The organism is Neorhizobium descurainiae (assembly GCF_051400715.1).
Taxonomy (GTDB): domain Bacteria; phylum Pseudomonadota; class Alphaproteobacteria; order Rhizobiales; family Rhizobiaceae; genus Neorhizobium.
Window position 1 is genome coordinate 70069 of record NZ_JBLFFK010000005.1, and the last position, 12024, is coordinate 82092.

General features: G+C 63.0%; 10 protein-coding genes and 1 pseudogene. 8 read left to right on the top strand and 3 right to left on the bottom strand.

Annotated features, from left to right (window positions below; translation table 11 throughout):
- The first annotated feature begins 123 nt into the window (after positions 1-123).
- Positions 124-741: a 30S ribosomal protein S4 gene (gene rpsD, locus ACMGE0_RS11310; RefSeq protein ID WP_436815954.1), complete on the top strand. Its 618-nt coding sequence runs from the start codon at positions 124-126 to the stop codon at positions 739-741.
- Between the two features lie 58 nt (positions 742-799).
- Here rpsD and sthA read toward each other — a convergent pair whose 3' ends face one another.
- On the bottom strand, positions 800-2281 hold the full coding sequence (gene sthA, locus ACMGE0_RS11315; protein ID WP_436815955.1) for a Si-specific NAD(P)(+) transhydrogenase: 1482 nt from the start codon (positions 2279-2281) through the stop codon (positions 800-802).
- A 216-nt stretch (positions 2282-2497) separates the two neighbouring features.
- Between sthA and ACMGE0_RS11320 the strand changes: the two genes are divergently transcribed.
- From ACMGE0_RS11320 to ACMGE0_RS11350, 7 genes are all read left to right on the top strand, one after another.
- On the top strand, positions 2498-3277 hold the full coding sequence (locus ACMGE0_RS11320) for a FadR/GntR family transcriptional regulator (protein WP_436815956.1): 780 nt from the start codon (positions 2498-2500) through the stop codon (positions 3275-3277).
- A 60-nt stretch (positions 3278-3337) separates the two neighbouring features.
- Entirely contained in the window at positions 3338-4846 is a 1509-nt protein-coding gene (locus ACMGE0_RS11325; RefSeq protein ID WP_436815957.1) for an ABC transporter substrate-binding protein, read from the top strand.
- Between the two features lie 85 nt (positions 4847-4931).
- Complete coding sequence (locus ACMGE0_RS11330) at positions 4932-5879, top strand: ABC transporter permease (RefSeq protein ID WP_436815958.1); 948 nt, start codon at positions 4932-4934, stop codon at positions 5877-5879.
- The gene (locus ACMGE0_RS11335; RefSeq protein WP_436815959.1) at positions 5876-6751 is read left to right on the top strand and encodes an ABC transporter permease; all 876 of its coding nucleotides are present in this window, start codon (positions 5876-5878) and stop codon (positions 6749-6751) included. Before ACMGE0_RS11330 ends, ACMGE0_RS11335 begins: the two co-directional genes overlap by 4 nt.
- Positions 6752-6791: 40 nt before the next feature.
- Positions 6792-8576, top strand: coding sequence for a gamma-glutamyltransferase family protein (locus tag ACMGE0_RS11340; RefSeq protein WP_436815960.1), 1785 nt, complete (start codon positions 6792-6794; stop codon positions 8574-8576).
- A 2-nt stretch (positions 8577-8578) separates the two neighbouring features.
- On the top strand, positions 8579-9340 hold the full coding sequence (locus ACMGE0_RS11345; protein WP_436815961.1) for a DUF1028 domain-containing protein: 762 nt from the start codon (positions 8579-8581) through the stop codon (positions 9338-9340).
- A 15-nt stretch (positions 9341-9355) separates the two neighbouring features.
- A complete protein-coding gene (locus ACMGE0_RS11350) occupies positions 9356-11167 on the top strand; it encodes an ABC transporter ATP-binding protein (RefSeq protein WP_436815962.1) in 1812 nt (603 codons plus the stop codon).
- Positions 11168-11178: 11 nt separating this feature from the next.
- On the opposite strand, the pseudogene ACMGE0_RS11355 reads toward ACMGE0_RS11350, so the two are convergent.
- Positions 11179-11346 (bottom strand): annotated as a pseudogene (locus ACMGE0_RS11355) (JAB domain-containing protein); the annotation flags it as partial.
- 283 nt (positions 11347-11629) lie between these two features.
- Positions 11630-11872 carry a helix-turn-helix transcriptional regulator gene (locus tag ACMGE0_RS11360; RefSeq protein ID WP_436815963.1) on the bottom strand — a complete coding sequence of 81 codons (243 nt, stop codon included), beginning with the start codon at positions 11870-11872 and terminating at the stop codon, positions 11630-11632.
- Between the last annotated feature and the right edge of the window lie 152 nt (positions 11873-12024).

Sequence of the window (12024 nt, forward strand, 5' to 3'; positions counted from 1 at the left end):
GGTTGTCTCCGATCGCTTTCGTGAGAAACCTGTCAGAGCTCTTGAATCAGGGTTCAGAGGAGGGCGTGTTTCCTTGATCCGGTTTGGCAACAGACCGGTGTAACCTGTTGAGAAGGAAATACGATGAGCAAGCGCGAATCGTCCAAGTACAAAATCGACCGCCGTATGGGCGAAAACATCTGGGGCCGTCCGAAGTCCCCGGTCAACCGCCGTGAATACGGCCCGGGCCAGCACGGCCAGCGCCGCAAGGGCAAGCTCTCCGACTTCGGCGTGCAGCTGCGCGCCAAGCAGAAGCTCAAGGGTTATTACGGCGATCTGCGCGAAAAGCAGTTCCGCGCGATCTACGACGAAGCCAACCGCCGCAAGGGCGACACTTCGGAGAACCTGATCGGCCTTCTGGAATCGCGCCTCGACGCGATCGTCTACCGCGCCAAGTTCGTTCCGACGGTCTTCGCGGCCCGCCAGTTCGTCAACCACGGCCATGTGACCGTCAATGGCGTTCGGGTCAACATCGGTTCCTACCGTTGCAAGGCCGGCGACGTCATCGAAGTCCGCCAGAAGTCGAAGCAGCTCGTTTCGGTCCTCGAAGCGGTGCAGCTCGCAGAGCGCGACGTTCCGGACTATATCGAAGTCGACCACAACAAGATGGTTGCCACCTTCGCTCGCGTCCCCAGCCTCTCCGACGTGCCTTACGCCGTCATCATGGAGCCGCAGCTGGTCGTCGAATTCTATTCGCGTTAATACCGACGACAATGGCCCCGAAAGGGGCCATTTCATGTCGAGCTCTTGGAAGGCCGCCTCACTTCGAGGCGGCTTTTTTCTTGTCCGTCGCGGTGGTCGTCGTGGCGGTGTCGAGCGGCTGAGCGGTTGCGACCGGAGCTTCCTTCGGCAGCTCCCCCATGCGGTTCCAGGCGTCGAGGCCGGCGATCTTGTAGGCTTCGGCAAGCGTCGGGTAGTTGAACGTGTTCTCGACGAAATATTCGACCGTACCTTTGAGATTGAGGACGGCCTGGCCGATATGGACGAGTTCCGTCGCGCCTTCGCCGACGATATGCACGCCGAGCAGGCGGCGGGTCTTCAGCGAGAAGATGAGTTTCAGCAGGCCGGTATCGAGGCCCATGATATGGCCGCGCGAAGTCTCGCGGAAGCGGGCGATGCCGCATTCGTAGGGAATGCCGCGCTCCTTCATCTCCTCTTCCGTCAGGCCGCAGGTGGAGATTTCCGGCACGGCATAGATGCCGTAGGGGAAATATTTCTGCGGCTCCTTGGCGATTGCGCCCACGGCGACGCGGGCGGCGATGCGCCCCTGTTCCATGGAGGTCGAAGCAAGGCTCGGAAAGCCGACGACGTCGCCGGCGGCGTAGATGCCGGGAACGGAGGTCTCGAAGGTTTCCGGATCGACCTTGAGCCGGCCGCGGCTGTCGGCTTCGAGCCCGGCGGCGGCGAGATTCAGCGTGTCGGTGGCGCCCATGCGGCCGGCGGCGAAGAGCACCATGTCGGTGATGATCTTGCGGCCCGTATCGACCTCAATCGAAACCTTGCCGTCGGGGAGCCGCTCCACCTTCTCGGCCTTCTGGCCGAGCAAGAGCTTCATGTTGCGGTCTCGCAGCTGATAGGTGAAATCCTCGACGATCTCCTTGTCGATGAAATCGAGCATGGTCGGCTTCGGATCGATGACGGTGACAGCGGTGTCGAGCGCCGAGAAGATGGTCGCATATTCGATGCCGATGACGCCGGCGCCGATGACCACCATGGAACGCGGCAGTTCCTCGATTTCCAGTAACTCGTCGCTGTCGACGACCGTCCTGCCGTCGAAGGGCATATAATCAGGTCGGAAGGGCTTGGTGCCGACGGCGAGCAGGATCGATTTGCCGGTGACGTGCAGGATTTCTCCGTCGTCCTTGGCGATCGCCAGCGTATCGGGCGTGACGAAGGTCGCCTTGCCGCGAATGCTTTGCACCCGGTTGCGGGCGAATTGGTGCTCCAGCACCTCGACTTCGTGGTCGAGGGTGATGATGAGGCGGCGGCGCAGGTCTTCCGCGCTGATCTCCTGCTTGACGCGATAGGCCCGGCCGTAGAAGCCGCGCTCGCGCCAGCCGGAGAGGTTGAGAGCGGTCTCGCGCAGGGTTTTCGACGGGATTGTCCCGGTATGGACGGAGACGCCGCCCACCCTTTTTCCCTGTTCGATGACCAGGACCTTCTTGCCGAGTTTGGCCGCCTGAATGGCGGCGCGGCGACCGGCCGGTCCGCTGCCGACGACGATGAGGTCGTATTGGTTCATGAAGTGCTCCGCTTCGAAACTACCCACCGCCGCAATGCGGCCGTGCTCTCGATTCCCTTGTAGCGGCCTATTCTAAAGTTTTGATTGCGGCGCATTCAAGCCTCGATTCCGAACGTTCTGCATAGATTTTGTGCATTGCGAAAATTGCCGAAAAATTGCCTTGACGCAGGCCTGGAAATGCCATCCATTGGAACCAATTAAAAATTGGTCCAGAAAATGGTACAGGGGAAAACAGGCGAGGCTCACGACAACTCGAACTATGCGCTCGACCGCCTCAGGGAGCTTCTGGGGGCGGGGGAACTCGGTTCGGAAGGGCGCCTGCCGACGGAACGGGCATTGGCCGAGATGCTCGGGATCAGCCGCCGGGTGGTGCGCCGCGCATTGGAAGTGCTTGAAGCGGAAGGGCTGATCTGGCGCCGCCAGGGGTCGGGTACGTTCATCGGCGAACGTCCCGACCGTTTCAGCGAACATCTTGGCGACATCGTCGCCGGCACCGACTTCATGGAGTTGATGGAGGTCCGTCTCAGGATCGAGCCGCAGCTCGCCCAGCTTGCCGCCATGCGCGCCAGGCCGCGCGACGTGGAAAAGATGCGCGAGCTTGCACGGAAGATCATCGAAAGCAGCGACGCCGACGCCCGCGAACTCTGGGACGGCGCATTGCACCGGCTGATCGCCCAGAGCGCCGGCAACCGTCTTTTCCTGTCCATTTTCGACGTGATCAACCGCGTGCGGCAGGATGAGGCATGGCGGGCGGTTCGCGAGCGCGCCCGCTCCGGCAAGAATGCCTTCGAGGTCTCCTACGCGCAGCACAAGAACATCATCGAGGCGATTGCCGCACGGGATCCGTCGCGTGCCGGCGAGGCGATGCGCGAGCACATGCTGACGCTGCAGGAACGGCTTATCCGGGCGACCTCCATGGAGCACGACCATGCCGTCCCCGGTTCGGATGCCGGGGATGGCTCGGAAGAATTTCGGGCGCAGGACGCGACCGTATGAGAAGCCGGCAAATCGGCCGAAACGAGAAGACCTGAAAACCAAAAGAGAGGAATGATCACAATGAAGCGACTTACCAAGCTGACGACCGCGCTGCTTGCCGGCGCGCTGTTCGCCTTTCCGGCCCTGTCCGCAGAGCTTCGCATCGGCCTCCAGGACGATGCCGACGTTCTCGATCCGGCCCAGTCCCGCACCTTCGTGGGCCGTATCGTCTATACCGCCCTATGCGACAAGCTGGTCGACGTTTCTCCGGACCTGAAGATCGTTCCCCAGCTCGCGACCGAGTGGAATTGGTCCGCCGACGCCAAGGAACTGACCATGAAGATCCGCGACGGCGTCAAGTTCCACGACGGCACGGCGCTGGATGCCGCAGCCGTCGTCGCGACGATCGAGCGCAACATCAGCCTGCCGGAATCCCGCCGCAAGAGCGAGCTTGCCTCAGTCGCCAAGGTCGAGGCGGCCGGTCCGCTGGAGGTCAAGTTCACGCTGAAGGCGCCGGATGTCACGTTGCTGGCGCAGCTTTCGGACCGCGCCGGGATGATCGTCTCGCCGACGGCGGCCAAGGAACTCGGCGCCAATTTCGGCTCCAAGCCCGTCTGCGCCGGCCCGTTCAAGTTCGTCGAGCGCGTCCAGCAGGACCGCATCGTCCTCGAAAAATTCGCCGATTACTGGGACAAGGACAAGATCTTCATCGACAAGGTCACTTACCTCCCGATCCCGGATACCACCGTCCGGCTTGCCAACCTGCAGTCCGGCGATCTCGACTTCATGGAACGCCTGGCGCCGACCGACGTGGCGGCCGTCAAGTCCGACACGAAACTCGGTTTCGATTCCGTCGTCAACATCGGCTACATGGCGCTCTATGCGAACATCGGCAACGGCCCGCGCGCCGACAACCCGTTCGGCAAGGACAAGCGCCTGCGCCAGGCCTTTTCGCTGGCGATCGACCGCGATGCGCTGAACCAGATCGTCTACGAAGGCACGGCCGTCGGCGGCAACCAGCCGTTCCCGCCGAACAGCCCGTGGTTCAACAAGGCGCTGCCCGTTCCGGCCCGCGACGTGGAGAAGGCCAAGGCGCTGATCAAGGAAGCCGGTTTCGAGCGCGTTCCGATCGAGATGCAGATTCCGAACAATCCGGTCGCGCAGCAGATGATGCAGATCGTCCAGTCGATGGTCGCCGAAGCCGGCTTCGACGTCAGCCTGAAATCGACGGAATTCGCCACGCTTCTCGACGAGCAGACCCGCGGCAACTATCAGCTCAGCCGCTCCGACTGGTCCGGCCGTGTCGATCCGGATGGCAATATCCACCAGTTCATCACCTGCAAGGGCGGCATCAACGATACCAAATACTGCAACCCGGAAGTCGACAAGCTGCTGAACGAGGCGCGCGCCTCGACCGACGACGCGGTCCGCAAGCAGAAATACGATGCCGCGTCGGTGATCCTCAACGACGAACTGCCGGTCATCTATCTCGGCCATCAGTCGTGGATCTGGGCTTACAAGAAGAGCGTCACCGGTTTCGTGCCTTCTCCTGACGGCATGATCCGCCTGCAGGGCGTCAAGAAAGGTTGATCCGCTTGCGCCGCATGGGAGCTTTCTCATGCGGCACTTTCCCACGCATCCTTGAAACGCATTTTGCAAATACGGGGGCGGCACCATGCCCGTTTACATCGGAAAGCGTCTCCTGGTCGCGATCCCGACCCTGCTGATCATCTCCATCTTCGTCTTTTCGCTGCAGAAGCTGCTGCCGGGCGATCCGATTCTCGCCATGGCCGGCGAGGAGCGCGATCCGGCGGTCATCGAATTCCTGCGCGACAAGTACCGGCTGAACGATCCCGTCGTCGTGCAATATTTCTATTGGCTGGGCGGCGTGCTCACCGGCGATTTCGGCATCTCGCTGCGCACCAACCAGCCGGTCCTGGAGCTGATCCTCCAGAAGCTGCCGGTGACGATCCAGCTCGCCGTCATGGCGATGTTCTTCGCCATGCTGATCGGCATTCCGATCGGCATCCTGGCGGCGGTGAAGAAGAACACGGCGATCGATTACATCGCCAACATTGTGGCGCTCTCGGGCCTTTCCATCCCGAATTTCTGGCTCGGCATCATGCTGATCCTGCTGATCTCCGTGCAGCTCGGCTGGCTGCCGGCCTCGGGCTATGAATCGATCTTCGTCGATCCCGTCCGCTCGCTTCAGACCATGATCATGCCGGCTTTCGTGCTCGGCAACGCGCTTGCCGCCACGCTGATGCGCCACACCCGCTCGGCCATGGTCGGCGTGCTCAGCGCCGATTATATCCGCACCGCCCGCGCCAAGGGGCTTTCGCCGCGCGAGGTGGTGCTGAGCCACAGCTTCCGCAACGCGCTGCTGCCGGTCGTCACACTTTCGGCGCTGCTCTTCGGCGAGCTGCTCGCCGGTGCGGTGCTGACCGAGCAGATCTTCACCATTCCGGGCTTCGGCAAGCTGATCGTCGATGCCGTCTTCAACCGCGACTATGCGGTGGTGCAGGGAGTCGTGCTCTGCACGGCGGTCGGCTTCATCCTCATGAATCTCATAGCGGACGTGCTCTATGTCCTGCTCAATCCGCGTCTGAGGGCGACCCTATGACCACGATAGACCAAGCCGTGTCCTCCGTGGCCGCGAAGCGGGAGCAGAGCCGCGCCTGGCGCAAGATGAAGCGCAACAAATCGGCACTCGTCGGCGCCGTGATCGTCCTGTTCTTCACGATTCTGGCGGTCGCAGCGCCGATCCTGCCGATCATCGACCCCGTCGCCACGAGCTGGTCGGCGATCCGCAAGGCGCCGTCCGCCATGCACTGGCTCGGCACCGACGATCTCGGCCGCGACATCCTCTCGCGGATGATCTGGGGAGCGCAGGCCTCGCTGATGGCCGGTGTCTTCTCCGTCGCCATCGCTGTTTGCATCGGGGTGCCCTTCGGCCTCATCTCCGGCTATTTCGGCGGCTGGGTGGACATGGTGATCTCGCGCATCACCGAGGCGCTGCTCGCCATGCCTTTTCTCATCATGGCGATCGCGCTCGCGGCCTTCCTCGGCCCGAGCCTGATGAACGCGATGATCGCGATCGGGCTCTCCGCCATGCCGATCTTCGTGCGGCTGACGCGCGGCCAAGTGCTGGCGGTCAAGACGGAGGATTATGTCGAAGGTGCGCGCGCCGTCGGGCTGAACCACGTTGAAATCATGGTCCGCTATGTCCTGCCGAATGTCGTGGCACCGATCATCGTGCAGGCGACGCTGACGATCGCCACCGCCATCATCGCCGAGGCGAGCCTTTCCTTCCTCGGCCTCGGCCAGCAGCCGCCGGCGCCGTCCTGGGGATCGATGCTGAACGTCGCCAAGAATTTCCTGAGCCAGGCCCCGTGGATGGCGCTGTGGCCGGGTATCGCAATTTTCCTCGTCGTCATAGGCTTCAATCTTCTGGGCGACGGCCTGCGCGACGCGCTGGATCCCCGTGAGGCGTAATGACCGGGCAAAGCATGAGTTTCAAAAAGGATTTCCGAGAATGACCGAATTCACCACAAGGCCCGAAATCCTCGGCACGTTCGGGGTCGTCACGTCGACCCACTGGATCGCGTCCGCGGTCGGCATGGCGATCCTCGAAAAGGGCGGCAACGCCTTCGATGCAGCGGTCGCGACCGGCTTCGTGCTGCAGATCGTCGAGCCGCATCTCTGCGGCCCCGGCGGCGACATGCCGGCCGTCTTCTATTCGAAGAAAAAGGACAAGGTCGAGGTCATCTGCGCTCAGGGTCCTGCGCCGGCGGGCGCGACCATCGAGCACTACACATCCGAAGGCCTGACGATGATCCCCGGCGACGGCCTGCTCGCGACCGTCATTCCCGGCGCCTTCGACGGCTGGATGCTGATGCTGCGCGACTACGGCACGATGAGCGTCCGCGACGTGCTGGAGCCGGCGATCTACTACGCTGAGAACGGTCATCCGGTGCTTGCCCGCGTCTCGGCCACCATCAAGGGGCTCGCGGGCTTCTTCGAGAAGGAATGGCCGACTTCCTACGCGACCTGGCTTCCGGGCGGCACCGCTCCGGAGCCGCTCTCCAACTTCAAGAACCCGGTCCTCGCCGAGACCTGGAAGCGCGTCATCGCAGAGGCCGAGGCGAAGAGCGGCCGCGAGAACCAGATCGAAGCGGCGCGCGACGTCTTCTATCGCGGCTTCGTGGCCGAGGCGATCGACGCTTATGTCCGCACGGCGGAAGTCATGGATGCGAGCGGCTCCCGCCACAAGGGCGTGCTGACGGCGCAGGACATGGCGAACTGGAAGGGGACGGTCGAGGCGCCGCAGACCTACGACTACCACGACTGGACGGTCGCCAAGACGCCGGCTTGGGGGCAGGGGCCGGTGCTTTTGCAGTCGCTGGCGCTCTTGAAGGGCTTCGACCTCTCCTCCATGGACCCTTCCGGCGCCGATTTCGTGCACGTGGTCGTGGAAGCCATGAAGCTCGCCTATGCCGACCGCGAAGTCTATTACGGCGATCCGGATTTCGCGCAGATCCCGACCGAATACCTGCTGTCGGAAGGTTATAACGCCGAGCGCCGCAAGCTGATCGGCGGGCAGGCTTCGCTCGAACTGCGTCCCGGCCGCGTGCCGGGTTACGACCATCAGTTCGAGCTCACGATGGCGATGCTGGGCGAGGTGAGCGGCGAGGGCGCGGTCTATGAGCCCACCATGTCGCACCTCTCCGAAAAGCGCGGCGACACCGTGCATATCGACGTCATCGACCGCTGGGGCAACATGGTCTCGACCACGCCGTCCGGCGGCTGGCTGCAATCCTCGCCGATCGTCCCGGGGCTCGGTTTCGCGCTGAATTCGCGGGCCCAGATGTTCTGGCTGAAGCCCGGCCTGCCGACCTCGCTCGAACCGGGAAAGCGTCCGCGCACGACGCTCACACCGTCGCTCGCGCTGCATCAGGGCCGGCCGACACTGGTCTTCGGCACGCCCGGCGGCGACCAGCAGGACCAGTGGCAGCTTCCCTTCTTCCTGCGCTACGTGCATCACAAAAAGAACCTGCAGGCGGCGATCGACATGCCGCTCTTCCACACGACCCATTTCCCGGGCTCGTTCTACCCGCGCACCCGCGAGCCGGGCAACATCATGGTGGAAAGCAATGTCGGCCCCGAGGTGCTGGCCGAGCTTCGCCGCCGCGGCCATCAGGTCACCGTCGCCGATCCGTGGAGCGTCGGTCGCCTGACGGCGGCGCGCCGCGACGCGGACGGCCTGATGCGGGCGGCGGCGACGCCCCGCCTGATGCAGGCCTATGCGGTGGGGAGATAGCCATGACCTGGTCGATCGTCGCACGCGATCCTGAGACCGGCCATTTCGGCATTGCGGTCGCCAGCCGCTTCTTCGCGGTCGGCGCCGCCGTGCCGCATATCAAGGGCAGGGTGGGAGCCGTCGCCACGCAGGCCTTCGTCAGCCCGCTCTACGGCACCGACGGCCTGAAGCTGCTCGAAGAGGGCAAGTCGCCGGAAGAGATCATCGAGACGCTGACGGCCCGCGACGACGGACGACGGCAGCGCCAGTTCCATCTCATCGACGCGAACGGCCGCAACGCCGCTTATACGGGCGAGATCTGCATCGACTGGGCCGGCCATCTGGTGGACGACAACGTTTCCGTCGCCGGCAACATGCTGGCCGGGCCCGAGGTGATCGCGGAGACGCTGCGCGTCTACAAGGAGAAAGTTGCCGCCGGCGCGCCGCTTGCCGAACGCCTGCTCGACGCCATGGATGCGGGAGAGGCCGCCGGCGGCGACAAGCGCGGCAAGCAGTCCGCGGCACTCGTCCTCTATCGCGATCAGGATTATGCCTGGCTGCGCATTCACGCGGACGACCACGCCGATCCGCTCAAGGAATTGCGCCGGCTTTATGCCGTGGCGCAGGAACGGTACCTGCATGTCGCCGAGACCATGCCGACGCGGGAGAACCCGCATGGCATGATCGACCGCCGCGTCATCGATGAGAAGATCGCCGAGCTGGAAGCCGCCCGCGAGGCGGAAGGCCGGCCCTCGGCCTCCTTCGCAACCCCGTGGAAGCCTTAAATGAGGGAAGCCGTCATGAGCGAAGCCCCCGTCCTTTCCGTCAGGAACCTCACGACCTCCTTCCTGGTCGACGGCGAATGGAAGAGCGTCGTGCGCGACGTCTCCTTCGACGTGCGCCCCGGCGAAACGGTCGCGATCGTCGGCGAGAGCGGTTCCGGCAAGAGCGTCACCTCGCTGTCGATCATGCGGCTCCTGGCGCCGGGCTCCAGCCGTATCGAGGGAAAGATCCTTCTCAACGGCAAGGAGCTTCTGGCGCTTTCCGAAAAGGAGATGCGCGGCGTGCGCGGCAACGCCGCGGCGATGATCTTTCAGGAGCCGATGACCTCGCTGAACCCGATCTTCACCATCGGAAGGCAGATTTCCGAAGTGTTGACACGCCACAAGGGGCTTTCGAAACAGGAAGCGCGCGCCGAAACCGTGCGGCTTCTTGAAAAGGTCCGAATCCCGAACGCTTCGGCGCGCTTCGACGACTATCCGCACCAGTTCTCCGGCGGTATGCGCCAGCGCGTCATGATCGCCATGGCGCTTGCCTCGAAGCCGAAGCTGCTGATCGCCGACGAGCCCACCACCGCGCTCGATGTCACCATTCAGGGACAGATCCTCGATCTCATCAAGGTGCTGCAGGAAGAGGAGGGCATGTCGGTGCTCTTCATCACCCATGACATGGGCGTGGTGGCGGAGATCGCCGACCGCACCATCGTCATGTACCGCGGCGAGGCGGTCGAAAGCGGTCCGACCGAGGAGATTTTCCACCGCGGCAAGCATCCCTATACGCGGGCGCTTCTGTCCGCCGTGCCGAAACTGGGTTCGATGCAGGACCGAAAATGGCCCACCCGTTTCGCGGTGGTCGACATGAAGACCGGCGAGGCGGCTGAGCCGCAGGAAGTTGCGGGCACGGTGGCGAGCGGCAGGACGCCCGTCCTGGCGGTGAAGAACCTCGTCACCCGCTTTCCGGTCCGCTCCGGTCTCTTCGCCCGGCAGACCGGCGCGGTCCATGCGGTGGAGGATATTTCCTTCGATCTCTTCCAGGGCGAAACCTTGTCACTGGTCGGTGAATCCGGCTGCGGCAAGTCGACGACCGGCCGTTCGGTCATGCGGCTGATCGAGCCGACCGGCGGAGAGGTGGCGCTCGACGGCTACGACGTGCTGCGGCTCGATCAGGTCGGATTGCGCAATATGCGCAAGACGATCCAGATGATCTTCCAGGACCCTTTCTCCTCGCTCAATCCGCGCATGACGGTGGGGGCGGCAATCGCCGAACCTTTCATCAAGCACAAGCTCGGCACGGCGAAGGAAGCGAAGGAGAAAACCGCTGATCTGTTGCGCAAGGTCGGCCTTTCACCGGACATGGCGGGCCGTTATCCGCATGAGTTTTCCGGCGGTCAGCGCCAGCGCATCGCGATCGCCCGGGCGCTCTCGCTCGATCCGAAAGTGATCGTCGCCGACGAAAGCGTCTCGGCGCTCGATGTGTCGATCAAGGCGCAGGTCTGCAACCTTTTGCTCGACCTGCAGCAGAGCCTCAATCTCGCCTTCCTGTTCATCAGCCACGACATGGCCGTGGTGGAACGGGTGAGCCATCGCGTCGCGGTCATGTATCTCGGCGAGATCGTCGAGATCGGCCCGCGGCCGGCGGTCTTCGACAATCCGCAGCATCCCTATACGAAGAAGCTGATGGCCGCCGTTCCGGTGCCGGACCCGGCCCGCCGCGGCATCCGTCGCGGCATCTCGAACGACGAGCTGAAAAGCCCGGTCCGTCCGATGGATTACCGGCCGCCGAAGCGGGAATATCGCGAGGTTTCGGCAGGGCACCTGGTGCAGGTGGCCTGACGGCACGAGGGTCAGATCAGCCTCAATCCCTTCATGCTGATATGCCCGTCCTTGCCGATGACGATGTGGTCATGCACCGTGATGCCGAGCGGCTTGGCGGTGTCGATGATCGTTTTCGTCATATCGATATCGGCGCGCGAGGGTGTCGGATCACCACTTGGGTGATTATGGACCAAAACAGCCAAAGAAATAATTCTTTGTTTATCAGTACGTTATGAGAAGTATCGAATGGACTGGGGTATGGGTTTGGTGTCTGGAACAAATGACGTTCTGTGACCATCCCGCCGTATTCCGCCTGATCCTTGCCGCTTCCAGAAACGCATGCAGGATCACGAGTTCCTGGCAAACCACGGTTACGGGAGAATGCAGATCGGGACAAGTGCCTCTCTGGTAGCAGTGTTCGGGACCGTTCGCTGCAGCAGGCTTTGCCCCCGCCAACGGGACGGGGGCTCATCCCGACGCTCACATTTCGCAGGTCTCAGTCTCAACGGTATCAAAAGGGAGATGTCGCGTGCGTTGGCATAGGATGAGGTTTGAGCGATCCCAGCGATCTAGCTCGATGACCGGGTATAGAACTGCTTTGCCGATTTTGATGAACGATGGGCCGATCCTCTTAGATCGCCAATTGCGCAGCGTGCCCTCGCTGATCTGGTTGCGATAGCGTTTAATGACTTCGTCGAGCGTCAGGTAAAGAGGAGCAGACACAAATTCTCCCAGGCTTCCGTTATAGTGCAACAGGTTGTTGCACCATGGCGGGCGATCACACGAGGCGATGCCTAAGAGGATTCTGTGGTCGCTTGGGGCTCAACAATCCTGCGGTCGCATTGGCGTCCGAGGAGGCAGACGGGAGACCATCG

Coding starts and splice junctions, on each gene's coding strand:
- rpsD (WP_436815954.1), top strand. CDS start 124: ATGAGCAAGCGCGAATCGTCCAAGTACAAAATCGACCGCCGTATGGGC.
- sthA (WP_436815955.1), bottom strand. CDS start 2,281: ATGAACCAATACGACCTCATCGTCGTCGGCAGCGGACCGGCCGGTCGC.
- ACMGE0_RS11320 (WP_436815956.1), top strand. CDS start 2,498: ATGGTACAGGGGAAAACAGGCGAGGCTCACGACAACTCGAACTATGCG.
- ACMGE0_RS11325 (WP_436815957.1), top strand. CDS start 3,338: ATGAAGCGACTTACCAAGCTGACGACCGCGCTGCTTGCCGGCGCGCTG.
- ACMGE0_RS11330 (WP_436815958.1), top strand. CDS start 4,932: ATGCCCGTTTACATCGGAAAGCGTCTCCTGGTCGCGATCCCGACCCTG.
- ACMGE0_RS11335 (WP_436815959.1), top strand. CDS start 5,876: ATGACCACGATAGACCAAGCCGTGTCCTCCGTGGCCGCGAAGCGGGAG.
- ACMGE0_RS11340 (WP_436815960.1), top strand. CDS start 6,792: ATGACCGAATTCACCACAAGGCCCGAAATCCTCGGCACGTTCGGGGTC.
- ACMGE0_RS11345 (WP_436815961.1), top strand. CDS start 8,579: ATGACCTGGTCGATCGTCGCACGCGATCCTGAGACCGGCCATTTCGGC.
- ACMGE0_RS11350 (WP_436815962.1), top strand. CDS start 9,356: ATGAGCGAAGCCCCCGTCCTTTCCGTCAGGAACCTCACGACCTCCTTC.